This is a genomic window from Lysobacter yangpyeongensis, assembly GCF_042655745.1.
GTDB lineage: Bacteria > Pseudomonadota > Gammaproteobacteria > Xanthomonadales > Xanthomonadaceae > Agrilutibacter > Agrilutibacter yangpyeongensis.
Genome location: NZ_JBHSNM010000006.1, coordinates 90,084 through 112,535, shown reverse-complemented (window position 1 = coordinate 112,535; position 22,452 = coordinate 90,084). Strand labels below are relative to the sequence as shown.

19 protein-coding genes are annotated in these 22,452 nt (G+C 68.9%); 7 read left to right on the top strand and 12 right to left on the bottom strand.

Annotated features, from left to right (window positions below; all coding sequences use genetic code 11):
* The first annotated feature begins 290 nt into the window (after nucleotides 1-290).
* Complete coding sequence (folE, locus tag ACFPN1_RS14300) at nucleotides 291-878, top strand: GTP cyclohydrolase I FolE (RefSeq protein WP_386755828.1); 588 nt, start codon at nucleotides 291-293, stop codon at nucleotides 876-878.
* Nucleotides 879-1,069: 191 nt separating this feature from the next.
* A complete protein-coding gene (locus tag ACFPN1_RS14295; RefSeq protein ID WP_386755827.1) occupies nucleotides 1,070-2,482 on the top strand; it encodes an IgA Peptidase M64 in 1,413 nt (470 codons plus the stop codon).
* 90 nt (nucleotides 2,483-2,572) lie between these two features.
* Here ACFPN1_RS14295 and ACFPN1_RS14290 read toward each other — a convergent pair whose 3' ends face one another.
* Nucleotides 2,573-2,752, bottom strand: a complete 180-nt coding sequence (locus ACFPN1_RS14290; protein WP_386755826.1) for a hypothetical protein — start codon at nucleotides 2,750-2,752, stop codon at nucleotides 2,573-2,575.
* A 312-nt stretch (nucleotides 2,753-3,064) separates the two neighbouring features.
* Between ACFPN1_RS14290 and ACFPN1_RS14285 the strand changes: the two genes are divergently transcribed.
* Both ACFPN1_RS14285 and ACFPN1_RS14280 read left to right on the top strand, forming a co-directional pair.
* Complete coding sequence (locus ACFPN1_RS14285) at nucleotides 3,065-4,309, top strand: TCR/Tet family MFS transporter (RefSeq protein ID WP_386755824.1); 1,245 nt, start codon at nucleotides 3,065-3,067, stop codon at nucleotides 4,307-4,309.
* Nucleotides 4,310-4,384: 75 nt separating this feature from the next.
* Nucleotides 4,385-4,618 (top strand): hypothetical protein, encoded by a 234-nt coding sequence (locus ACFPN1_RS14280; protein ID WP_386755823.1) that lies wholly within the window; start codon nucleotides 4,385-4,387, stop codon nucleotides 4,616-4,618.
* Between the two features lie 99 nt (nucleotides 4,619-4,717).
* Here the strand turns inward: ACFPN1_RS14280 and ACFPN1_RS14275 are convergent, their stop codons facing one another.
* The 5 genes from ACFPN1_RS14275 to ACFPN1_RS14255 form a co-directional block, all read right to left on the bottom strand.
* Nucleotides 4,718-5,152, bottom strand: coding sequence for a barstar family protein (locus ACFPN1_RS14275; protein WP_386755822.1), 435 nt, complete (start codon nucleotides 5,150-5,152; stop codon nucleotides 4,718-4,720).
* Nucleotides 5,152-5,559 (bottom strand): guanyl-specific ribonuclease, encoded by a 408-nt coding sequence (locus ACFPN1_RS14270; RefSeq protein WP_386755821.1) that lies wholly within the window; start codon nucleotides 5,557-5,559, stop codon nucleotides 5,152-5,154. The genes ACFPN1_RS14275 and ACFPN1_RS14270 overlap by 1 nt, the downstream gene beginning before the upstream one ends.
* A 155-nt stretch (nucleotides 5,560-5,714) precedes the next feature.
* The gene (locus tag ACFPN1_RS14265) at nucleotides 5,715-6,131 is read right to left on the bottom strand and encodes an I78 family peptidase inhibitor (RefSeq protein ID WP_386755820.1); all 417 of its coding nucleotides are present in this window, start codon (nucleotides 6,129-6,131) and stop codon (nucleotides 5,715-5,717) included.
* A gap of 144 nt (nucleotides 6,132-6,275) precedes the next feature.
* Nucleotides 6,276-7,460 carry a hypothetical protein gene (locus ACFPN1_RS14260; RefSeq protein ID WP_386755819.1) on the bottom strand — a complete coding sequence of 395 codons (1,185 nt, stop codon included), beginning with the start codon at nucleotides 7,458-7,460 and terminating at the stop codon, nucleotides 6,276-6,278.
* Nucleotides 7,461-7,472: 12 nt separating this feature from the next.
* Nucleotides 7,473-8,891 carry an MBOAT family O-acyltransferase gene (locus ACFPN1_RS14255; RefSeq protein WP_386755818.1) on the bottom strand — a complete coding sequence of 473 codons (1,419 nt, stop codon included), beginning with the start codon at nucleotides 8,889-8,891 and terminating at the stop codon, nucleotides 7,473-7,475.
* A 181-nt stretch (nucleotides 8,892-9,072) separates the two neighbouring features.
* On the opposite strand from ACFPN1_RS14255, the gene ACFPN1_RS14250 reads away from it, so the two are divergent.
* Entirely contained in the window at nucleotides 9,073-9,282 is a 210-nt protein-coding gene (locus ACFPN1_RS14250) for a hypothetical protein (RefSeq protein ID WP_386755817.1), read from the top strand.
* Nucleotides 9,283-9,519: 237 nt separating this feature from the next.
* The gene (locus tag ACFPN1_RS14245) at nucleotides 9,520-10,158 is read left to right on the top strand and encodes a DUF938 domain-containing protein (protein ID WP_386755816.1); all 639 of its coding nucleotides are present in this window, start codon (nucleotides 9,520-9,522) and stop codon (nucleotides 10,156-10,158) included.
* Between the two features lie 515 nt (nucleotides 10,159-10,673).
* Here the strand turns inward: ACFPN1_RS14245 and ACFPN1_RS14240 are convergent.
* The 4 genes from ACFPN1_RS14240 to ACFPN1_RS14225 all read right to left on the bottom strand — a co-directional run bounded on the left by ACFPN1_RS14240 (nucleotide 10,674) and on the right by ACFPN1_RS14225 (nucleotide 17,997).
* On the bottom strand, nucleotides 10,674-14,387 hold the full coding sequence (locus ACFPN1_RS14240; protein WP_386755814.1) for an indolepyruvate ferredoxin oxidoreductase family protein: 3,714 nt from the start codon (nucleotides 14,385-14,387) through the stop codon (nucleotides 10,674-10,676).
* A 385-nt stretch (nucleotides 14,388-14,772) separates the two neighbouring features.
* The gene (nagA, locus tag ACFPN1_RS14235) at nucleotides 14,773-15,930 is read right to left on the bottom strand and encodes an N-acetylglucosamine-6-phosphate deacetylase (RefSeq protein ID WP_386755813.1); all 1,158 of its coding nucleotides are present in this window, start codon (nucleotides 15,928-15,930) and stop codon (nucleotides 14,773-14,775) included.
* A gap of 62 nt (nucleotides 15,931-15,992) precedes the next feature.
* Nucleotides 15,993-17,027 (bottom strand): SIS domain-containing protein, encoded by a 1,035-nt coding sequence (locus tag ACFPN1_RS14230; RefSeq protein ID WP_386755812.1) that lies wholly within the window; start codon nucleotides 17,025-17,027, stop codon nucleotides 15,993-15,995.
* A 226-nt stretch (nucleotides 17,028-17,253) separates the two neighbouring features.
* Complete coding sequence (locus ACFPN1_RS14225; RefSeq protein ID WP_386755810.1) at nucleotides 17,254-17,997, bottom strand: GntR family transcriptional regulator; 744 nt, start codon at nucleotides 17,995-17,997, stop codon at nucleotides 17,254-17,256.
* A gap of 129 nt (nucleotides 17,998-18,126) precedes the next feature.
* Here ACFPN1_RS14225 and zwf point away from each other — a divergent pair, with 129 nt between their 5' ends.
* Nucleotides 18,127-19,626 (top strand): glucose-6-phosphate dehydrogenase, encoded by a 1,500-nt coding sequence (gene zwf, locus ACFPN1_RS14220; RefSeq protein ID WP_386755809.1) that lies wholly within the window; start codon nucleotides 18,127-18,129, stop codon nucleotides 19,624-19,626.
* Nucleotides 19,627-19,907: 281 nt separating this feature from the next.
* Here the strand turns inward: zwf and ACFPN1_RS14215 are convergent, their stop codons facing one another.
* Together ACFPN1_RS14215 and ACFPN1_RS14210 are read right to left on the bottom strand one after the other, a co-directional pair.
* Nucleotides 19,908-20,942, bottom strand: coding sequence for a LacI family DNA-binding transcriptional regulator (locus ACFPN1_RS14215; RefSeq protein WP_386755866.1), 1,035 nt, complete (start codon nucleotides 20,940-20,942; stop codon nucleotides 19,908-19,910).
* Nucleotides 20,943-21,092: 150 nt separating this feature from the next.
* On the bottom strand, nucleotides 21,093-22,406 hold the full coding sequence (locus ACFPN1_RS14210; protein WP_386755807.1) for a sugar MFS transporter: 1,314 nt from the start codon (nucleotides 22,404-22,406) through the stop codon (nucleotides 21,093-21,095).
* Nucleotides 22,407-22,452: the final 46 nt, after the last annotated feature.

Sequence of the window (22,452 nt, the reverse complement as noted above, 5' to 3'; positions counted from 1 at the left end):
CTGGGCTGGGTTGAAGGATTCAACCCGGCCCGTGCGATGGAACCGAGCGAAGCCGCATCGCCGGCGCAGCGCTTGCCGCGCCGGCGCGGCGCCGCGGGCACCAGCGCGCCACGCAGGCTGCGGACGACACCGACCGCGGACACACCACATCCGGCGGGCGGGCCTGCCGGCCGATCCGCTGTGCAAAGCCGCAACGGCGGGCTTTACACACCCCGCGGGTCGGCGTGCGCGCGGGCCTGGAGTACGATGCCGTCCCCGCACCACGAGGCCGGCCCGTAGCCGGTGACCGCATGGCCAACGACAAGCCCTCCCGCGAACAGGCCGAAGCCGCCGTGCGCACCCTGCTCGCCTGGGCCGGCGACGACCCGACCCGCGAGGGCCTGATCGACACGCCCAAGCGCGTCGCCACCGCCTTCGGCGACTGGTTCAGCGGCTACGGCGAAGACCCGGCCGATTACCTCCAGCGCACCTTCGAGGAAGTCGAGGGTTACGACGAGATGATCGTGCTGCGCGACATCGAGTTCGAAAGCCACTGCGAGCACCACATGGCGCCGATCATCGGCAAGGCGCACGTCGGCTACCTGCCCAACGGCAAGGTCGTGGGCATCAGCAAGCTCGCCCGCGTGGTCGAGACCTATGCGCGCCGCCTGCAGGTGCAGGAGAAGATGACCGCGCAGATCGCCCAGGTGATCCAGGACGTGCTGCAGCCGCGCGGCGTCGGCGTGGTGATCGAAGGCGCGCACGAATGCATGACCACGCGCGGCGTGCACAAGCGCGGCGTGAGCATGGTGACCTCGAAGATGCTCGGCAGCTTCCGCGAGGACGCGCGCACCCGTGCGGAGTTCCTGCAGTTCATCGACGTGGGGCCGGGGCGCTGAGGCGTCGGTTGTCTGGCTCGCTGCTTTTGCGCGTCATTCCCGCGAAAGCGGGAATCCAGCGACTTGCTGTTGATCGGCGCACAAAGAGCGAAAGACACTGGATTTCCCGCTTGACCGGACATCCGTCCGGTGAAAGCCGCGGGAATGACGACCTGGTTTTTCCCCCTCGCACGGCACCCGGTGGACAACGCATGCAGAACTCCCCTTCCGCCATCCTCGGCGCGCTCCTGCTCGCGGCCACCTTCGCGGCCCACGCCGCCGGCACTCCCCACACCCTGCGCGTCGACCTCCTCCACACCGGCAACGCGCTGAGCGAGCAGTACGCGCTCGACCGCGTGGTGATCGAACCCCTGCCCTGGCCCGGCAACCCGGCCCGTCCGCTCGACGACACCAACCGCGGCCTCAACCGCTTCGAAGTCGTCGATCCGAAAACCAATACCGTCCTGTACTCGCGCGGCTACAGCACCATCTTCGGCGAGTGGCGCACCACGGACGAAGCGCTCAAGCACAGCCGCGGCTTCCAGGAATCGCTGCGTTTTCCCACGCCCGACCGGCCGGTGCGGGTGCGCGTGCTCGCACGCGACGAGCGCAACGAATTCTCGGTGGTGTGGAGCGTCGACATCGATCCCGCCGCGATGGACGTCGAACGCGAGCTGCGTCCCGCCCCCGCTATCGCTATCCCGATTCGCCACAACGGCGACTCCGCGCAGAAGGTCGACCTGCTGATCCTCGGCGACGGCTACACGCAGGCGGAACTGCAGAAGTTCGAGGCCGACGCGCGCCGGCTCGCCGATCACCTGTTCAGCGTCTCGCCGTTCAAGGAACGCGAGCACGACTTCAACGTCTGGGCGCTGGCCGTGCCCACGCGTGAATCGGGCGTGTCGCGCCCCTCGACGGGCACCTTCCACGAGTCCGCGCTCGGCACCCGCTACGACATCTTCGGCAGCGAGCGCTACGTGCTCACGCTCGACAACCGCGCGCTGCGCGAGCTGGCGCAGTACGCGCCGAACGAGTTCATCGAGATCCTGGTCAACAACGAGACTTACGGCGGTGGCGGGATCTTCGGCCAGTTCAGTACCGCCGCGGCCGGCAACGACTGGGCGAATTACCTGTTCGTGCACGAGTTCGGCCACCACTTCGCGGCGCTCGCCGACGAGTACTACACCTCGCCGGTCGCGTACACGTCGGGCGAGGAACGGCCCGAGCCGTGGGAACCCAACGTCACCGCGCTGCTCGACCCCGCTAACCTGAAGTGGAAGCGCCACGTCGCGCCGAGCACGCCGCTGCCCACGCCGTGGCCGAAAGCCGAATACGAGGCCTACCAGCGCGACTACCAGGCCAGGCGCGTCGCCTTGCGCAAGGCGAACCGGCCGGAGTCGGAGATGAGCGCGCTGTTCACGGCGGAACGCAAGTTCACCGACGCGCTGATGGCCCGTCAGCCCAATCGCGACGTGATCGGCGCGTTCGAGGGCGCGAACTACCAGGCCAGCGGCTACTACCGCCCGGCGATGCAGTGCACGATGTTCAGCCGCACGGAACGCTTCTGCCAGGTGTGCCAGGACGCGATCGGCGACATCATCGATCTGTATTCGGCAGGGAAGTAGCGCGCGTGAAGGACCGCAGGCGCGCGGCGACGCTGCCGCGCCTGCGATTGGAGAACGTTACGGGTCGTGCGCGGCGCGCGATGCCGTGGGCTACGGCGCGTAGCCCGGGCCGATCCGCTGCGCGTAGATGCACTGGTCCTGCTGGTCGCAGCGCGAGTGCGAACAGGTCGACCCGTCTGCCGCGATGCGACGCGTGCGCAGGATATGGACGGTCCGGCCCGCGACCGGGCAGGCGTAGGGCAGCAGCGTGCTTTCGATGCGCTTCAACATGGCTCACTCCTTGAACGGTCGCTCGGCAGCGGAGCCTAAAAGGTCGCGCCGCGACCGCGCATGGGCATGAAGCCATGCCCGCGTCGCGGACCTTGCGACGCGACTGCGACGGCCATCACGCCGCGCGAACAGGCCGACGATGGCGGCCGCCGCACACCCCGTTCGTCCTGAGCGCAGGGCCGCAAGCAGGACAAGCAGAAGTCGGCGGAACCCAGAACCGGGACGACGGCACCCCGCGCAGCCCGTGAGACGCAACCGGGCCACCATCCGCGCACGCTAAACTCCCCGCTCGCACTCTTCGAAGCGACTCCCGTGACCGACTCCGCCCCCGGCGCGCGCAAGGCCGCGCTGATCTTCATTTTCGTCACCGTCCTGATCGACATCCTCGCCTTCGGGCTGATCATTCCGGTGCTGCCGCTGCTGGTGAAGCAGTTCGCCGGCGGCAGCACGGTCAGCGCCGCGCACTGGATCGGCCTGTTCGGCGTGCTGTTCTCCGCGATCCAGTTCGTGTGCGCGCCGATCCAGGGCGCGCTGTCGGACCGCTTCGGCCGCCGTCCGGTGATCCTGCTGTCGTGCTTCGGCCTCGGCGTGGACTTCATCTTCATGGCGATCGCGCCGTCGATGGTCTGGCTGCTGGTGGGTCGCGTGATCTCGGCGATCTTCTCGGCCAGCTTCACCACCGCCAACGCCTACATCGCCGACGTCACGCCGCCGGAAAAGCGCGCGCAGGCCTTCGGCATGCTCGGCGCGTCGTTCGGACTGGGCTTCATCATCGGTCCCGCGCTCGGTGGCTGGCTGAGCGTGATCGACCTGCGCTTCCCGTTCTGGGGCGCGGCGTTCCTGGCGCTGTGCAACTTCGTCTACGGCTGGTTCGTGCTGCCCGAATCGCACCCGCGCGAACACCGCGCGCCGACGTTCGACTGGCGCCATGCCAATCCGCTGGGCTCGCTGAAGCTGCTGCGCAGCTACCCGCAGATCTGGGGCCTGGCCGCGGTGGTGTTCCTGATCAACCTCGCCCACTTCGTCTATCCGAACGTGTTCGTGCTGTTCGCCGACTACCGCTACCACTGGACGTCGCCGACGATCGGCAGCGTGCTCGCGCTGGTGGGCGTGTGCGGCGTGATCGTGCAGGCGGGGCTGGTGAAGCACGCGGTCGCCGCCTGGGGCGAGCGCCGCGCGCTGATGTTCGGGCTGTGCGCCGGCATCGTCGGCTTCAGCATCTACGGCTGGGCGCCCACGGGCACGCTGTTCCTGATCGGCATTCCGATCATGGCGTTCTGGGGCTTCGCGATGCCCTCGACGCAGGCGCTGATCACCCGGCAGGTCGATCGCACCGTGCAGGGCCGCATCCAGGGCGCGCTGAGCAGCCTGATGAGCCTGGCGGGCATCCTCGCGCCGCAGTTCTACACCGGCATCTTCGCCTGGTTCATCGGCAGCCACGCGCCGGCGCACCAGCCGGGCGCGCCGTTCTGGGCCGCAGGCCTGTTGCTGGTGGCGGCGCTGGCCATGGCCTGGCGGTTCGCGCGCGCGCCGCAGGCGGTGCCGCAGCCGGCCTGAAGGCTCGCGGCGAACCACGCGCGACTCACGCGCGTGGCGCGACACTGCCCGCTCCTGCAGGAGAGGAGCGCGGCCATGGCCCGTTGCGACGTGTGCGGCAACGATTACGACAAGGCCTTCACCATCGAGGGGCCGCGCGGGCGCGGCACCTTCGATTCGTTCGAATGCGCGATCCATGCGCTGGCGCCGGCGTGTTCGCATTGCGGCTGCCGGATCGTCGGCCACGGCGCCGAGCACGACGGCCGCTACTACTGCTGCGCGCACTGCGCGCGGGAATCGGGCGTGCAGGGGCTCGACGATCGCGCCTGAGCGCGGTCGCGCGCTGATTCAAACAAGCACAAGCACGTCAGTTCAGCGCGTTCCGTCAGCGCGTCCGGATCGACCGGCCGGCGATGCCGTCGAGCCGGCTCAGATCACCAGCTTGTCGAGCTGTTCCTGCGGCAGCAGCATCAGCGTCCAGAACGGCACGCCCTGGTCGCCCCAGGTGACCGCGGCTTCGTTGAGGATGTCGAGCAGGGCGGCGAAGTTGTCGTCGTCGGCCTGGCGCCACGCGTCGGAGTGCTCGACCAGCAGCACGTAACCGTCCGCGCGCAGCCACGACAGGTCGCCGAGGCTGTCGGCGAGCGCGTCGAAATTGCCGCCGAACCAGGCCGGGAAGCGCAGCGCCTGCGCGAAGCGCTGCAGCACCGCGGTCTTGTCGGCGCGATGGGCCAGGTCGATGCGCACCACCGCATAGCCCAGCGCACGCGCGGCATCGGCCAGCGATTCGCCTTCGCGCGCGTCGACGAAATACGCGCCGCCCTGCGTCGGATCGGCCAGCACCTCGCGGACGTCAATCGCCATCATGGCGACACCTCGAACCGCCGGAAGCTGCGGTAGTGATCATCCGTGTACCAGTACTCGTGCGGAGGCGAGCCTCCGGTGATGATGCGGCGGGCGCCGCGGTCGGCGGAGCCGGGCGTGTCCACCGTGTATTCGCGGTAGTAGCCGCGCGATTGCGGCGGCAGCAGGCGTTCGCGGTTCGAGAACACGCCGCCGTCCTGCCGGTAGGGGAACGGACCGCCCTGCGCGATGCGCGCGAGGACGGCGTGCGCCTCGCGCGGCAGGAAGGCGGGATACGCGGCAGGCGCCGTCGTCGCCACCGCCGCCGTCGCGGGCGCGCCGGGCGCGGTGGCCGGCGCACGCGGCTGCGCCCACAGCCACAGGCCGAGGGCGATCAGGGCAACGATGATCCAGAGAGGGCGCCGCATGCAGCGGAATCATGCAAATGCGGTGCCAGCCTCACGCATGCGCGTCAGGGCCTCAAAACAAGGGCTTTCGCGCGACGGCACGCCGCGGCTGCGGCGGTTCCGGGACCTGCGGGGCAGCTTGCGCCCCGGACCGCCGCGAACTTGGACGCTGCGCGTCACCCGCAGCGGACGTTGGTGATCGTGTTGCTGGCGTCGACGTCCAGGTTCAGCCGGTTGCCGTTGAATTCCATGGTCGCCGCCTCGCCGGGCTTCAGCGTGCGTGCGGTTTCGGCGCCGGCGGCGGTGCGCGCCTGGTCGATGATCTCGGAGGACGCCGTCTGCCCGACCACGCTGCGTGCGGCGTCCGCGTTGCAGTTCGCGGTGGCCGTGTTGGTGGTGGCGCCGGTGGACGTGCTGGTGTCGGTCGAGGTGCTGCTGGCCATGCCGCTCGTGTCGGACGCGGTCGGCGCGGCCGCGGTGGCGGCCGAGGACGACATGCTGCTGTCGGCGGATGCCGAGGACGGTTCGGTGGTGGAGCAGGCGGCGAGCGCGACGAGGAGTGCGGCCGCTAGGGGAAGGACGGGACGGAACATGCGCTACTCCTGGGGGAAGGAGCCGGCAGTGTGGCATCGCGTGCGTTTGCCACGGGTCAACGCACGCGGCCGCGATGCGCCACCACGAACCGTGCCAACGGAGCCGGCCGGCACCGGAAGACCGCAAAGCGCCGCAGTCGCCGTTCAGCGCTGGCCGGCCGCGCTCGCAAGCCGCGATCGCGCGGCCTCCTGGCGTTCGAATTCCGCCACGACCAGCGGCGCCAGCGCGGCGGTGTAGCGCCGCGCGTCGGCGTGGGTGAGGTGCGACCACTCCGGCAATTCGTAGCCCTGCAGTTGCGGGTGGTCTTCGAAATGCACGCCCGGCACGCCGGTACGCCGCAGCAGTACGTCCCAGGTGGCCGCGCGCGGCAGCAGCTTCTGCTCGAACGCGTAGTACTCGCCGTTGCTGGGCGGCCGCACGAACACCATGCGCACGCCGCGCGCCCGCAACGTGGCCACGGCTTTCACGGCGCGACCGAGCTGAGCCTCGATCACCGCGTGCAGCTTCGCGGGCGTGTCCACCATGGGGGGTGGCGGCCCGTGCAGGCGTTCGAGCCAGATGCTGCGGGCCAGCGCGCGATAGTCCGCGTCCGTCTCGACCTTGCGCCAGATGTGCGTGTCGCGATCGGCGGCCTGTTCCATCAGCTTGCGCACCGGCGAGTCGCGCTGCATGCCGGCGCGCAACGGCCAGCCCTGGCGCAGCACCACCGTGGGCAGGGCGAAATCGGGATCGTAGAAGGCGAAGGGCGGCTCCAGCAGCCGCTTCGACAGCCAGTGGCCGCTGCGCTGCGAGGGCGTCTGCTGGTGGTAGTGCGCAATGGCCTCGCCGCGGTAGGCGAAGCCGCTGAAGAACAGTTCCGGCGCCACGCCGATCACCAGGCGGCCGGTGAAGGCGGGATCCGCGGCGAGATCCTCGAGCACCGGCACCGAGGAGGTGCCTTCCAGCGCGAGCTGGATCGGTCGTTCGCCGGCGATCGCTTCCCAGTCGTCCAGCTGCACATCGAAGAGGATGCGCGAGGAGCCGATCAGAACCGTCGCCGCGCCTTCGCCGGCATCGAGGCGGCGGCGCTGCTCGGCCCAGGCGCCGTCGCTGTTGCGGTAGCCGGGAGTGGCGCCGAAGCCGCGCCAGTAGCCTTCCCACGCCGCCAGCAGCAGCACGAACACCGCGAACGCGCCCCAGACGATCCGGCGCCAGGGTTGCGGCGGAATGTCGCGTTCCGGCACCGGCTGTGCCACGCCGGGGCGATCCGACGCGGTGAGGCGGACGAAGCCCGGACGCTGGAACCGTTCCGGGGTGGCGTCTTCGCGGATGCTGCCTTCGGCGCCCATGGCCCGCCCCCGTCAGAACTGGAAATAGATGAACGCGGTGCCCGATCCCTGGGTCGCGGCGACGGCGAAGGCCATCGCGCCCAGGCCTACCGCGAGCGGCAACGGATGCCGCTGCGCGAGCATCGCCTCGAGCGTGCGCTGCCGCAGCAGCCAGTGCGCGGCGACGATGCCCGCGACGATCGTCGCGACCAGGGTGAGTTGCGCGATGCCGAGGATCGGCGCGGCGCCGGCATTGCCGCCGAACATGCCGCGCAGCACGCTCCAGGCCTGCGCGAAGCTTTTCGCGCGGAAGAACACCCAGGTGACATTGACCAGCGCGTAGGTGAGCAGGCCCAGCCCGAACAGCGCCCAGGGCCCCGGCACGTAACCGGCGAAGCGCGCTCGCAATGCGCGTTCGGCCGCCAGGTACAGGCCGTGCAAGCCGCCCCACACCACGAAGGTCCAGCTGGCGCCGTGCCACAGGCCGCCGAGCAGCATGGTCGCCATCAGCGCGAAGTAGGTGCGCGCCGCACCGTGACGGTTGCCGCCGAGCGGGATGTACAGGTAGTCGCGCAACCATGCCGACAGGGTGATGTGCCAGCGCCGCCAGAAGTCGGAGAAGCCCACGGCCGCGTACGGGAAGCGGAAGTTGTCGGGCATCGCGAAGCCCAGGCACATCGCTGCGCCGATCGCGGTGGTCGAGTAGCCGGCGAAGTCGCAGAAGATCTGTCCGCTGAAGGCGAGCGTGCCCATCCACGCATCGAGCGCGCCCGGCGCGCCCGCGTGCGGCGAATACACGGCTTCGGCCGCGGGGGCGAGGAAGCCGTCGGCGAGCACGACCTTCTGGAACAGGCCGAGCGTCATCAGCGCGAGGCCGAAGCACAGTTGCCCGGCGTCCGCGCGTCGCGGCGTGGCGAACTGCGGCACCAGCTCGGTGGGGCGCATGATCGGGCCGGCCACCAGGTGCGGGAAGAAGGTCACGAACAGCGCGTAGTCGAGCGCGTTGTCCGCCGGCTTCGCCCGTCGCAGGTAGACGTCCAGCGTGTAGGACAGCGTGGCGAAGGTGTAGAAGGAGATGCCGACCGGCAGCACGATGTCGAGCTTCGGCGGTTGCCACGCGACGCCCAGCGAGGCCAGCAGCGCGGCGAAGTTCGCGGTCAGGAAGCCGCCGTACTTGAAGTAGCCGAGCATGCCCAGGTTGACCACCACCGACAGCAGCATCCACGCATGCCGCGAAGCGGGATTTTGCGCATTCACCAGCTTCTTCGCCGCCCACCAGTCGACCACCGTCGACACCCACAGCAGGACGACGAACGGCGGGTTCCATGCGGCGTAGAACAGGTAGCTCGCGACGAGCAGGTTGACCTTCTTCGTGGTCCAGCCCAGCGGCAGGTGGTGCAGCACCAGCACGCAGGCGAAGAACACCACGAAGGTGAGCGAGTTGAAGACCATGGCGCATCCGCCTTCGGCGGCTGCAACACCGCCCATGGAAAACCAGACGCCGGGATGCTGCGCCGGACGGACAGCGAAAGCGCTCCCCCGCGCGGGGGATTGCCGCACGACAACGCGACATTGACGCCGCGGCGCTAGATTCGGGGCATCGCGGCGGTGGCGCCGCCCGCAGGAGCGCGACATGGCCCACACGGTCACCTTCAGCGTCCCGGAGCGCGCGCTCGGGCGCGAGGACATCGAGTTCGTGGTGAAGCGCGACGGCGTGCGGTTCGGCACGCTGCTGGTATCGAAAGGCGCGGTGGAATGGCGGCCGACCAACAAGGTGTACCGGCGCCGCCTGCGCTGGGAGCGTTTCGACCAGCTGATGCGCGAAAGTGGCCGCAAGGTGTAGGGCGGGTCTCGCCCCGCCGGTTGCCGGCATCGATGCAGCCTTCGTTCCACCGTCGCGACCGGCGTAGGCTGCGGTGGTGCTTGGCCGCGCGTGTATCGGGACGCCGTGCCTTGCACCTTGCGGGTGGCGTGGCGTGTGCCGGTCGGCACGCCTCGCGTGGCATCCCGCCTCGACACCCATTGCTTCGTTCGTGCGCGGCGGGTCGAGACCGCCCTGCGCATCCAGGAGAGCCCGCGCGTGACCGACAAACCGTATGCCCCGGCCTGCGACCGCAACCGCGATCCGATCCTGGCGGTGTTGCGCGAGCAGTTCGCTTCGCAACGAAGCGTGCTCGAGATCGGCAGCGGCACGGGCCAGCACGCGGTGCATTTCGCCGCGGCGATGCCGTGGCTGCGCTGGCAATGCGCGGATGTGGCGGAGAACCTGCCGGGGATCCGCCTGTGGCTGGACGAAGCGAAGCTCGCGAACACGCCACCGCCGCTCGCGCTCGACGTGCGTGGTGCGTGGCCGGCCGAAACGTTCGATGCGGTGTTCAGCGCGAACACCCTGCACATCATGGGCTGGGCGGAAGTGGAGTCGTTCTTTGCCGGTGTGGATCGCGTGCTGGCGGGCGGTCCTTCGACTTCGCTGCGCCACGCGCAGGACGAACGGAAGCCGGAGGAGGGCGTTGTGGCCGTGTACGGCCCGTTCAACTACGACGGCGCCTATACCAGCGACAGCAACCGCGACTTCGACGGCTGGCTGAAGGCGCGCGATCCGCGGTCGGGCATCCGCGACTTCGAGGCGGTCGATGCGCTGGCGCGCGGCATCGGCCTGCATCTGGTCGCCGATGTGGCGATGCCGGCGAACAATCGCACGCTGGTGTGGCGGCGGTGATCTGAAGCAGCGAGGGAACGCGCTCCGGGCAAAGATGCAGCGTGCGTCGGCGCGACGCGCTTCCCTCTCCCCGCGTGCGGGGAGAGGGTGCCCAACGGGCGGGTGAGGGGCGGCGAGCGCAGCGAGCTGCCTTTGTCGTTGCCCTTGCCGTCGCCGCGCCCTGATTGGACTTTCCCTCTCCCCGCGTGCGGGGAGAGGGTGCCCAACGGGCGGGTGAGGGGGAGCGAGCGCAGCGAGCTGCTGTTGTTTTCGCTTTTGCGGTTGCCGGTGCTCAAGCGAAGAACAAAGGCAGCTCGCTGCGCTCGCTCCCCCTCATCCGCCCTGCGGGCACCTTCTCCCCGCAAGCGGGGAGAAGGAGATACAAGCAGCGTGCGCAGAGAAGAATCCCGGTGCGCGGACCGTCGCGCACACGGTACGGTGGCGATGGGACGCAAAAGAAAAAGCCCCGCCGAAGCGGGGCTCTCTCATCCTGGCGTCTCAGCGCACGACAACCGTCATGCGCATCGCACCCGCCATCAGGCCACCTTCACGATTCGCAGCGGATTGCTCCATTCCTTCAGCAGCTCCGCCTCGCGCGCCTTGGCCTTGTGCAGGTGCTCTTCCTTGACGTGGCCGTAGCCGCGGATGTGCTCCGGAATCGAAGCGATTTCCGCCGCGAGATCGACGTTGCCGCGATCGAGCTTGCCGAGCAGGCCTTCGATCGTCGCGAAGTAGTCGACGATCAGCTGACGCTCCATCTTCCGCTCCTCGGTGCGACCGAAGAGGTCGAAGGCGGTGCCGCGCAGCTTGCGCAGCTTCGCCAGCCACTTGAACGCGGTGAACACCCACGGGCCGTACTCGCCCTTGATCAGGCGACCCTGCGCGTCCTTCTTCGCCAGCAGCGGCGGGGCGAGGTGGAATTTGAGCTTGTAATCGCCGTCGAACTGCTGTTCGAGCTTCTTGCGGAACTCGCCGCTGGTGTACAGGCGCGCCACTTCGTACTCGTCCTTGTACGCCATCAGCTTGAACGCGTAGCGCGCCACGGCCTCGGTCAGGTCGGTCGAACCGGCGGCCTGCTTCTCCTCGGCCGCGCGCACCTTCGCGACGAAGTCGCTGTAGCGCTGCGCGTACGCGGCGTCCTGGTAGTCGGTGAGGAAGGCGACGCGGCGTGCGATCAGTTCGTCGAGCGAGCGCGACAGCCGCGCATCGTCGAGCGGCAGGAACGCGACGTTGTCGCCATGGTTCGCATGCGCCGGCACATGGCGCAGTTCGTCGCCGTCGCGCGTCTTCAGCGGCGCGGCGTTCGCACCCCACTCGTGGCCTTCCCACTCGCCGGCCTTGAGCATCGGCAGCTCGTGCGGCGTGGCTTCGGCAGCGGTCGGCGCGTTGCGGATCAGGCCCGCGGCTCCGGCGACGGCGGCCGGATCGATCGCGGCGAGGCGGCCCCAGGCGAACGCGGTCTTGTTCATCTCGACCGCGGCGCCGTTGAGTTCGACCGCGCGCATCAGCGAGTCGAACGCGACCGGCACCAGCCCTTGCTGCCAGGCATAGCCGAGGATGAAGAGGTTGGTCGCGATCGCATCGCCCAGCAGCGCGGTGGCGAGCTGGGTGGCGTCAACCAGCGAGAGCTTCTCCGCGGCTTGCGCCTCGGTGCCCAGTGCCTTGCGGATCGCGGCGACGATATCGGTCGCCGGGAACTGCATGTCCGGACGCGTGGTGAAGGTGCCCGGCATCGCCTCGTAGCTGTTGAGCACGACGTGGCTGCGGCCGGTGCGGATCTTCGACAGCACCCAGTAGTCGTTGACCACCACCATGTCGCAGCCGAGCACGAGGTCGGCCTCGCCCGCGGCGATGCGCACGGCGTGGATGTCGGCCGGGGTCTTGGCGATGCGAATGTGCGTGGTGACGGCGCCGCCCTTCTGCGCGAGGCCGGTCTGGTCGAGCACCGTGGCGCCCTTGCCTTCGAGGTGGCCGGCCATGCCCAGCAGTGCACCGATGGTGACCACGCCGGTACCGCCCACGCCGGTGAGCAGGATGTTCCAGGGCTGGTCGAGCGACGGCAGCACCGGCATCGGCAGATCGCTCAGGCGATCCTTGGCCGAAGAGCCCTTCTTCTTGCGCAGCGCGCCGCCTTCGACGGTGACGAAGCTGGGGCAGAAGCCGTTGACGCAGCTGTAGTCCTTGTTGCAGTTGCTCTGGTCGATCTCGCGCTTGCGACCGAACTCGGTTTCCTTCGGCAGCACCGACACGCAGAACGACTTCTTGCCGCAGTCGCCGCAACCTTCGCACACCAGCGAGTTCACCATCACCCGCTTCTGCGGATCGACCATCTTGCCGCGCTTGCGGCGGCGACGCTTCTCGGTGGCACAGGTCTGGTCGTAGATGAGGACGGACACGCCCTTCACTTCGCGCAGGCGCTTCTGCACCGCGTCGAGCTCCTTGCGGTCGTAGAACTCGACGTCGCTCGGGAACAGCTCGCGCTTGCTCCACTTGGCGATGTCGTCGGACACCAGCACGATGGTGTAGACGCCTTCGCTGCGCACCTGGTGCGCGATCTGCGGCACCGACAGCTGGCCGTCGACCGGCTGGCCGCCGGTCATCGCGACCGCGTCGTTGTAGAGGATCTTGTAGGTGATGTTGACGCCGGCCGCGACCGACTGGCGGATCGCCAGCGAACCGCTGTGGAAGTAGGTGCCGTCGCCGAGGTTCTGGAACACGTGCGGCGTATCGGTGAACGCCGCCTGGCCCGCCCACGTCACGCCTTCGCCGCCCATGTGGGTGAAGGTGTCGGTGCTGCGGTCCATCCATGTGACCATGTAGTGGCAACCGATGCCGCCGAGCGCACGCGAACCCTCCGGCACCACCGTCGAGGTGTTGTGCGGGCAGCCCGAGCAGTAGTGCGGCACGCGTGGGAACTGCGCGCGCGGCAGGGCGAGTTCGGATTCCTTCTCGGCCATCCAGCGCAGCACGTTTTCGATGTGCTCGGAGTTATGGAAACGCTGGATGCGCTTGGCGATGACGCCGGCGATGCGCGCGGGCGTGAGTTCGCCGGTCGACGGCAGGATCCAGTCGCCGGATTCGTCGTACTTGCCGACGATCGACGGACGGCCTTCCGACGACGGCCAGTTGTACATCGCTTCCTTCATCTGGCTCTCGATGAAGGCGTGCTTTTCTTCCACGACCACGATGTCCTGCAGGCCGCGCGCGAAGGCGCGCAAACCGACCGGTTCCAGCGGCCAGGTCATGCCGACCTTGTACACGCGGATGCCCAGGTCCGCGCAGGCGCGCGCGTCCAGGCCGAGGTATTCCAGCGCCTGCAGCACGTCGAGATACGACTTGCCGGTGGTGATGATGCCCAGGCGCGCGCTCGGCGAATCGATCACGAGGCGGTCGATGCGGTTGGCGCGCGCGAAGGCCTGCGCGGCCTTCACCGCGTACTGGTGCAGGCGCATTTCCTGGTTGAGCGGCGGATCCGGCCAGCGGATGTTGAGGCCGCCCTCGGGCATCTCGAAGTCGGTCGGGATGACGATGTCGAGCGCGAGCGGATTGACGTCGACCGAGGCCGACGACTCGACGGTTTCGGCGATCGTCTTGAAGCCGACCCAGCGGCCCGTGTAGCGCGACATGGCCCAGCCGATCAGGCCCATGTCCATGATGTCCTGCACGCCCGCCGGGTTGAGCACCGGCATCATCGCGCTGACGAATTCGTGTTCCGAGCCGTGCGGCAGCGTCGAGCTGCGGCAGGCGTGGTCGTCGGCCGCGAGCGCGAGCACGCCGCCGAACTTGCCGGTGCCTGCAGCGTTCGCGTGCTTGAACACGTCGCCGCAGCGGTCCACGCCCGGGCCCTTGCCGTACCACATGCCGTACACGCCATCGACCCTGGCGCCGGGGAACAGGTTGGTCTGCTGCGAACCCCACACCATCGTCGCGCCGAGGTCCTCGTTGAGGCCCGGGGTGAACTTCACCCCCGCGCCTTCCAGGTGCTTGCGCGCGCGCCACAGCTCCAGGTCGAAGCCGCCCAGCGGCGAACCGCGGTAGCCGGAGATGAAACCGGCGGTGTTGAGGCCCGCGGCCTGGTCGCGCAGGCGCTGCATCAGCGGCAGGCGCACCAGCGCCTGCACGCCGGACAGATAGATGCGGCCTTCGACACGGCTGTACTTGTGATCCAGCGTGTAGTCGGGATCGACCACCGAGTTGGTGAGCGCGGTATTCGCCGAGGACGGCGAGCTGAGTTCGGCAGTGCTGGTCATGGGGCGTGACTCGTGGCGCGCGGCGGGGGAGCCGCGGGGGCTGCGGGCGCCCGGCGTTGCGCCTCACGACCGGGAGGGCGCGAGGAAATGCCGAGCAAAGACTCGGAATTATAGCGTGCCGTGCAGGTCCGACGGCCCGCGGGGCTCCCTTCTCCCGCTCGCGGGGAGAAGGTGGCGCGAAGCGACGGATGAGGGGCGCGCGCCGCAGGCGCGCGGACGTCGCGCAGGGGGCGCTTCGCCTCAGCGGGCTATCGCCCGCTTCGCCCGTCTCCCCCGGGCAGGAGACGGGAGGGTCAGCCCCGCGTAGCCCGGGTAAGGCCGAAGGCCGCACCCGGGACGGTGGCAGGCGAAAAGGTGGCGATGGAAGGCCCCGGGTGCGCTGCGCTTACCCGGGCGACGCGGAGCCGGCCTGGCGACCGCCGATCCAGCTGCCCTGGACCCGCAACCCGGCATCCAGCCAGACCAGATCGGCCCGATACCCCGGCGCGATCCGCCCCAGCTCCCCGCCCAGTCCCAGGAAATCGGCCGGGTAGGCCGACGCCATCCGGCAGGCCTCATCGAGCGGCAGCCCGACCCGTTCCACCGTGTTGCGCACGGCGCTGGCCATGTCCAGCGCCGAGCCGGCCAGGGTGCCGTCGGCGGTGGTGCACTTGCCGTCGCGGCAGGTCATCGGCACGCCGTACAGCGAGAACCCCTCGCGTTCGCCACCCACCGGCGGCATCGCGTCGGTCACCAGCATCATCCGGCCGCGCGGTTTGGCCGCGATCGCCACGCGCAGCGCGGCCTCGTGCACGTGGTAGCCGTCGACGATGATTCCGCACCAGCTGTCGGGATCCTCCAGCGCCGCGCCGACGGCGCCGGGCTCGCGGCTGCCCAGCGGCGTCATCGCGTTGAACAGGTGCGTCACGCCGCGCACGCCGGCGGCGAACGCGTCGCGCAGTTGTTCGTAGGTCGCGGCGGTGTGGCCGGCGCACACGATCACGCCGCGATCGGCGAGCGCGCGCAGCGTCGCCGGCGCGAAGCGTTCCGGCGCCAGCGTCACCATCGTGCGGCCGACGCCCAGCGCGGCGATCAGGTCGAGCTCGGCCGCATCGGGCGTGTGGAACCTGTGCGGGTCGTGCACGCCCTTGCGCGCTTCGGCCAGGTACGGGCCTTCGAGGTGAATCCCGAGAATGCCCGGCACGCCCTGCGCGATCGCTTCGCGCACGGCCTCGATCGCGCGCTGCATCACGGCGACGTCGTCGCTGATCAGCGTCGGCATCAGCCCGGTGGTGCCGAAGCGGCGGTGCGCGGCGGCGATGCGGCGCAAACCGTCGACCGTCGGCGCGTCGTTGAACAGCACGTCGCCGCCGCCGTTGACCTGCGTGTCGATGAAACCGGGCACCAGGTAGCCGCCCTGCAGGTCAACCTGCTCGCCGGCGCCTGGGGCTTCGCCCGGCAGCACCGCGACGATGTGGCCGTCTTCCACCACCACGCCGAGGTCGCGCTCGAAGCCGCGTTCGGTGAGGACGTGTGCGTTGTGGAAGACGGTGGTGTGCGACATGGAGCGGCGTGTCCTTCGTTGCATCGTTCCGCGTCCCGCACCTGCAGGGTGCGGCGCAAGATTCAGACGGTCTCGGTGACCTTGTTGAGGTGCGGCGGCACGTCGGGATTGTGCCCGCGCGCGACGGCGAGCGCGTTCACCGCACCGTAGAACGCCTGCACCGTCAGCAGTGGCGTGCACGCCGGGTGCGACGTTGCCGGCAGCGGCAGCACGCCCGGTCCCTGCGCGCCCGGCCGCGCCAGCCACACCGGTGCCCCGCGCGCGCGGAATTCCTCGGCGACCGCCGCGGTGCCGGCGCCGGTGTCGTCATCCTGGGCGAAGACGAGCACGGGGAAGTCGGGACCGATCAGTGCCATCGGGCCGTGCTTCACTTCCGCCGACGAGAACGCCTCCGCGTGCAGGCCGCAGGTTTCCTTGAATTTCAGCGCGGCCTCCTGCGCGGCGGCGAGGCCGAGCCCGCGGCCGAGCACGAACAGGTTGCTGGCCAGGCGCAGCCCCGACACGAGCGGCGACCAGTCCTGCTGCCAGGCGTCGCGCAAGGCCTCGGGCAGCGCATCGGCAGCCGCACGCAGTTCCGCATCGCCGCTCCAGCGCGCCGCCAGTTGCAGCAGCGCAGCGAGCGAACACAGGTAGCTCTTGGTCGCCGCGACGCTGTTCTCCGGCCCGGCATGCAGCGGGATCACCGTGTCGGCCAGTTGCGCGAGCGGCGAGTCGGCGACGTTGACCAGCGCGACCACGTGCGCGCCGGCGGCCTGGGCGATCTCCGCATTGCGCAGCAGGTCGGGGCTCTTGCCCGACTGCGAGATGACGATGAACAACGCGTCGTCGAGTCGCGGCTGCACGGCATAGACCGAGCCCACCGACGGCGAGGCCGACGCGGTGACCAGGCCCAGCGCGGTCTCGAACAGGTACTTGCCGTAGGTCGCCGCGTGATCGGAACTGCCGCGCGCGCAGGTGACGATGAAGCGCGGCGGTTGCGCGCGCAGGCGCGCGACCAGCGCATCGATGACGGACGCGTTGGCGGCGAACTGGCGCGCGACGGCGTCGGCGGCTTCGGCGGCTTCGGCGTGCATTTGGGTGGTGGCGGGGATGGTCATGGCGGGTCTTGTTTCACCGGTTTTGGCTCGTCATTCCCGCGATAGCGGGAATCCAGTGACTCTGTTGCAGTTGCTGCTGGTGTCAACGAAGTGATGCAACGCCCCCCGCGTCGGATGCCTGTCATCTGAATCAAAGGCCAAAGGCACTGGATTCCCGCTTTCGCGGGAATGACGGGCAAAGCAAAAAAAGCTAAAGCAAAAAGCAAAAGCCACAGCACCCGACGATTTATTCACTGTGCAATTCGGCCACAAAGTCATACGCATCCCCCCGATAGAAGGAACGCGTGAACTCCACCACCCGTCCGTCTTCGAGAAAGGTGCGGCGTTCGATGAACAGTCCCGGGCTGCCCTCGGGCAGATGCATCAGCCGCGCCTGTTCGGCGTCGAACGCAATCGCGCGCAGCCGCTGCAGCGCGCGCGCCGGGCGGATTCCGAGCCGGGCGAAGGTGGCGTACAGGGAGTTGCCGACCAGCGCCGGATCGGCGAGCACCGACTGCGGTACCGCCGTGCGTTCCAGCGCGAGCGGCTGTTCGGCCGCGGTGCGCAGGCGGTAGTAGCGCACCACCAGCGCGCCGGGCGAGAGGTTCAGTGCCATCGCCTCTTCCGGCGTGACCTCGCCGACGCCGCGTTCGAGGAACACCGACTTGGGATCGAGCCCGCGCGCGCGCAGGTCGTCGGTGAAGCTGGTGAGCTGTGAGAACGACTTGACGATGCGCTCGGCGACGAAGGTGCCCGCGCCCTGGCGCTGCACCAGCAGGCCGTCGGCGACCAGACCGGCGATCGCCTTGCGCACGGTGACCCGCGACAGCTCCAGCCGCTTGCCCAGCTCGCGTTCGCCGGGCAGCGCCTGACCGGGCTTGAGTTCGCCGTTTTCGATGGCGTGCTGCAGGGTCCGGCGCAGGTGCTGGTAGGCCGGTGCCCGGCGGGCCTCGCCCTGGCGGTGGAATTCGGCGACCAGATAGCTGTGCATGCGGGAACCATACCAATTGCAGACCACGACGGCAACGTAACGCATTGTTTACATTCGAGTGACGGCTATTGGTATGCCATTGGTATGGCGCGGTGGTAAGGTCCGCCCACCGTCCCCTGCCGGCCCCCCATGACCCCTGCCGCCCCTGTCGGACCCGAACCCCTGCTCCACGCCACCCCGCTGCCGCCCTTCGACCTGGTGATCTTCGGCGGCTCCGGCGACCTCGCGCTGCGCAAGCTGCTGCCGGCGCTGTTCCATCGGTACCACGACGGCCAGATCGTCGACGGCACCCGCATCGTCGGCGTCGCCCGCGATGTACGCAGCGACGAGGACTATCGCGCGCAGGTGCGGACCGCGCTCGCGCCGATCGCGGCCACAGAAGGCGGCGGCGAAGCGGCACTCGCCGGCTTCCTGAAGTTGCTGCATTACCAGCGCCTGGACCTGGGCAACGACGCTGGCTGGGCGGAATTCAGCGAATCGATGCGCCGCGAACGGCGCGTGCGCGTGTTCTACCTTGCGGTGGCGCCGCAGCTGTTCGCGCAGGCCGCGCAGCAGCTCGATGCGTGGAAGCTCATCGACGCCGACACCCGCGTGGTCGTGGAAAAGCCGATCGGCACCGACGGCACCAGCGCCGATGCGATCAACGACGCGCTCGGCCGCGTCTTCGCCGAGCGGCAGATCTTCCGCATCGACCATTACCTGGGCAAGGAAACCGTGCAGAACCTCACCGCGCTGCGCTTCGGCAACGCGCTGTTCGAGCCCTTGTGGCGTGCCGAACACATCGACCACGTGCAGATCACCGTCGCCGAAACCATCGGCGTGGAAGGGCGCGCGCCGTACTACGACCGCGCGGGCGCGTTGCGCGACATGGTGCAGAACCACCTGCTGCAGCTGCTGTGCCTGGTCGCGATGGAGCCGCCGACCTCGCTCGACGCCGACGCGATCCGCGACGAGAAGCTGAAGGTGCTGCGCGCGCTGCGACCGATCGATGCGGGCAACGCCGCGCAGCTGGTGGTGCGCGGCCAGTACCGCAACGGCGCCGCGGATGGCCGCGCGGTGCCGGGCTATGCCGAGGAACTCGGTCGCGCGTCGAATACCGAAACCTTCGTCGCGCTCAAGACCGAAGTGCGCAGCTGGCGCTGGGCCGGCGTGCCCTTCTACCTGCGCACCGGCAAGCGCCTGCCCGCGCGCGTGTCGGAGATCGTGGTGACGTTCCGCGAGGTCCCGCATTCGATCTTCGAAGGCGTGAGCGCACTCGCGCCCAACCGCCTCGTGCTGCGCCTGCAGCCCGACGAGAGCGTAACGCTGTGGCTGATGAACAAGGTGCCCGGCCCCGGCGGCCTGCGCCTGCGCCACGTGCCGATGGACCTGAGTTTCGCCGAGACCTTCGGCGGCCGTCATTCCGATGCCTACGAACGCCTGCTGATGGACGTGGTGCGCGGCAACCCGATGCTGTTCATGCGCCGCGATGAAGTGGAAGCGGCGTGGAAATGGATCGATCCGATCCGCGCCGCGTGGGAAGCCGCGGGCGACGCGCCCAAGCCGTACACCGCCGGCACCTGGGGACCGAGCGCGGCGGTGGCGTTGATCGAGCGGGACGGGAGAACGTGGCAGGAGGATGCGGGGTGAGGGTTTTGCGCGACGCCGGGTCGTGATTCGCGCAACGGGAGGCGGCGGGTAGTCACAACGCGCTCTTGCTCTTGCTCGTCATTCCCGCGAAAGCGGGAATCCAGTGTCTTTGGTTTTTTGTCTTTGCCCCGGCTCTTCCTTTGGAAGCCTGAAAAGCGAACGTCACTGGATTCCCGCTTTCGCGGGAATGACGAGCAAAGGCAACAGCAACAGCACACGGAAAAGCGGAAAGCGGCCGCTACCGGCGTTGAATCAAAACCAGCGGCGCGCCCTTCCTCCCCTCACCCCTTCGGCCGCGGCGGCGCCGTCGAGCCGCGCACCACCAGTTGCGGGCTGAAGCCTTCGTTCGGCAGCGGTGCGGTGTTCGCGTCCTCGCGGATTTCCTGCAGCAGCCGTCGCGCGGCGTGGCGCGCGATCTCCTCGGTCGCCTGTTTCGCCGTGGTCAGCGCGGGCCAGCTCTGTTTGGAGAACGGGCTGTCCTCGAAGCCGGCGATCGACAGGTCGTAGGGCACGTTGAGGCCGCTGGAGCGCGCCGCGGCGAGCACGCCCGCGGCGATCTCGTCGTTGCTGCCGAAGATCGCGGTGGGGCGGTTGGGCAGCGCGAGCAGGCGGCGCGCGCCGCGGAAGCCGTCGTCGAAGGAATAGTCGCCTTCGACCACCAGTTCCGGATCCACGCCGATGCCGTAATCGCGCAGCGCGTCCTCGTAACCCTTGTGGCGCTCCCACGACGAGCCGTGCGACTTGCCGCCCCACAGGAAACCGATGCGCGTGTGGCCGAGCTGGATCAGGTATTCGGTGATCTCGTAGGCCGCGTCGCGGTCGTCGACGTAGATGCAGGCGCTGCCGTCCTGCGGGTCGGCGGCGGAGGACACGATGCGCACGAGCCGGATGCCGTGGGCCACGAGTTCGTTCACCAGCTCCTGCCGCTCCGACATCGGCGGCGCCAGCACCAGGCCGGCCAGGCGCGCGTGCCTGACCAGACCGACGATCTCCGCGGCGAGGTCGGGCGCGGACGAATCGCAGGGATGGATCTGCAGGCCGTAGCCGGTCTCGCGGCACACCGACAGCACGCCGTTCTGCACGGCGATGACGTAGTAGGGGTTCGGGTTGTCGTAGATCAGGCCGATCGCATACGACTGCGCGCTGCGCAGGCTGCGCGCCGACGGATCGGGCCGGTAGCCGAGCTCGTCGATGGCCTTGCGCACGCGCTCGCGGGTGCGCGCCTGCACGCTGGGCTCGTCGTTGATGACGCGCGACACCGTCTTCAGCGACACCTGTGCGGCGGCGGCGACATCTTTGATCGTGGGTCTGCGCAACATTGCCTCGCGGGATCTCGGCCGAGGTCCGCGACGTCGGCCGACGTCACGGCCCGTTAGCCTAGGGCCAGTCGAAGTCGATTGAAAGCGCGCCGCAGGCCGTGCGCGGCCGTACGCATCGTTGCGACGATGCGCACGGGTCCGGATGTTTCAGCTTTGCGACGCCTGCGCCACCGGCAGCGTCGCGGCGTGGCCGACGCGATGCCCGCGCAGCGCGAAATACAGGATGTACAGGTAGCAGGGCACCATCAGCAGCAGGAATACCAGCTGGAAGTCGTACGTCTGCTTGAGGTGGACGAACAACTGCGGGATCACCGCGCCGCCGGCGATGCCCATGATCAGCAGCGCCGAGCCGCGCTCGGTGAAGCGGCCCAGGCCCTGGATCGCCAGCGGGAAGATCGCCGGCCACATCATCGCGTTGGCGAAGCCGAGCGCGGCGACGAAGTACACCGAGGTATAGCCCTTGGTGAGGAAAGCGCCCAAGGCGAGCAGCACGCCCAACAGCGCCGACAGGCTGAGATAGCGTTCCTGCGAGATGAATCGCGGGATAAGCACCAGACCGACGACGTAGCCGACCAGCATCGCGCGCAGCGTCAAGGCAGTGAAGAACTTGGTTTCGTCCAGCGGCAGCCCGAACGCCTGGCCATAAGTGCCTATCGCGTCCCCCGCCATTACTTCCGCGCCGACGTAGACGAAGATGCAAAGCGCGCCCAGCCACACATGCGGGAACTGGAAGATGCTCGTCTTCTTGCCCTCGCCGTTTGCGGCGCCTTCCGTATTGACTTCCTCGGGGCGGATTTCGGGCAGCGGCGAATAGAGAATCCCGATTGCCAGCAGCGCCAACAATCCCGCCATGAGCATGTAGGGATCGTGGATGCGCGCGGCGAACTCGTTGAGTGTGGCTTCCTTGGTCGCCGGATCGGCGCCAGCCACGCGACTGGCGACGTCGCCCATGCCGTGCATGACGAGAGTGCCAATCACGTAGGGTGCGGCCCATCCGGCGGCCTTGTTGCAGATGCCCATGATCGCGATGCGCTGCGCCGCGCCTTCGATCGGGCCGAGGATGCTGATGTACGGATTCGACGCGGTCTGCAGGATCGCCAGGCCGGCACCGATGACGAAGATGCCAGCGACCGCACCCGGGTAGACCCGCGCTGTCGTGTATTGGCCGAATACGATTGCGCCAAGCGCCATCAGGAACAGGCCAAGCGCCATTCCCTTCTTCATGCCCGTCTTGCGCAGGATCGCGGACGAAGGCAGTGCCAGGCAGAAGTAGGAGATGTAGAAAGCGCTGGGAATGAGGAATGCCAGCGACTCGCTTACATCGAACGCGAGCCTGGCGAACGAGATCAGCGGCCCGTTGAGCCAGGTGACGAAGCCGAAGATGAAGAACAGCGCGCCGACGATCGCGATCGATCCGTAACGGCTGCGCGCGGTGCCTGCGGCGGTGGACGGCGTGGACATGCGGATTCCCCTCCGGAAGTGCGGGTGGCCGGCGAGGCCTGCCAGC

Excerpts from the sequence above, each read along its gene's own strand:
- ACFPN1_RS14250 (WP_386755817.1), top strand. The coding sequence starts at position 9,073 with ATGGCCCACACGGTCACCTTCAGCGTCCCGGAGCGCGCGCTCGGGCGC.
- ACFPN1_RS14255 (WP_386755818.1), bottom strand. The coding sequence starts at position 8,891 with ATGGTCTTCAACTCGCTCACCTTCGTGGTGTTCTTCGCCTGCGTGCTG.
- zwf (WP_386755809.1), top strand. The coding sequence starts at position 18,127 with ATGACCCCTGCCGCCCCTGTCGGACCCGAACCCCTGCTCCACGCCACC.
- ACFPN1_RS14295 (WP_386755827.1), top strand. The coding sequence starts at position 1,070 with ATGCAGAACTCCCCTTCCGCCATCCTCGGCGCGCTCCTGCTCGCGGCC.
- folE (WP_386755828.1), top strand. The coding sequence starts at position 291 with ATGGCCAACGACAAGCCCTCCCGCGAACAGGCCGAAGCCGCCGTGCGC.
- ACFPN1_RS14265 (WP_386755820.1), bottom strand. The coding sequence starts at position 6,131 with ATGTTCCGTCCCGTCCTTCCCCTAGCGGCCGCACTCCTCGTCGCGCTC.
- nagA (WP_386755813.1), bottom strand. The coding sequence starts at position 15,930 with ATGTCGCACACCACCGTCTTCCACAACGCACACGTCCTCACCGAACGC.
- ACFPN1_RS14230 (WP_386755812.1), bottom strand. The coding sequence starts at position 17,027 with ATGACCATCCCCGCCACCACCCAAATGCACGCCGAAGCCGCCGAAGCC.
- ACFPN1_RS14270 (WP_386755821.1), bottom strand. The coding sequence starts at position 5,559 with ATGCGGCGCCCTCTCTGGATCATCGTTGCCCTGATCGCCCTCGGCCTG.
- ACFPN1_RS14260 (WP_386755819.1), bottom strand. The coding sequence starts at position 7,460 with ATGGGCGCCGAAGGCAGCATCCGCGAAGACGCCACCCCGGAACGGTTC.
- ACFPN1_RS14275 (WP_386755822.1), bottom strand. The coding sequence starts at position 5,152 with ATGGCGATTGACGTCCGCGAGGTGCTGGCCGATCCGACGCAGGGCGGC.
- ACFPN1_RS14225 (WP_386755810.1), bottom strand. The coding sequence starts at position 17,997 with ATGCACAGCTATCTGGTCGCCGAATTCCACCGCCAGGGCGAGGCCCGC.
- ACFPN1_RS14290 (WP_386755826.1), bottom strand. The coding sequence starts at position 2,752 with ATGTTGAAGCGCATCGAAAGCACGCTGCTGCCCTACGCCTGCCCGGTC.
- ACFPN1_RS14240 (WP_386755814.1), bottom strand. The coding sequence starts at position 14,387 with ATGACCAGCACTGCCGAACTCAGCTCGCCGTCCTCGGCGAATACCGCG.
- ACFPN1_RS14280 (WP_386755823.1), top strand. The coding sequence starts at position 4,385 with ATGGCCCGTTGCGACGTGTGCGGCAACGATTACGACAAGGCCTTCACC.
- ACFPN1_RS14210 (WP_386755807.1), bottom strand. The coding sequence starts at position 22,406 with ATGTCCACGCCGTCCACCGCCGCAGGCACCGCGCGCAGCCGTTACGGA.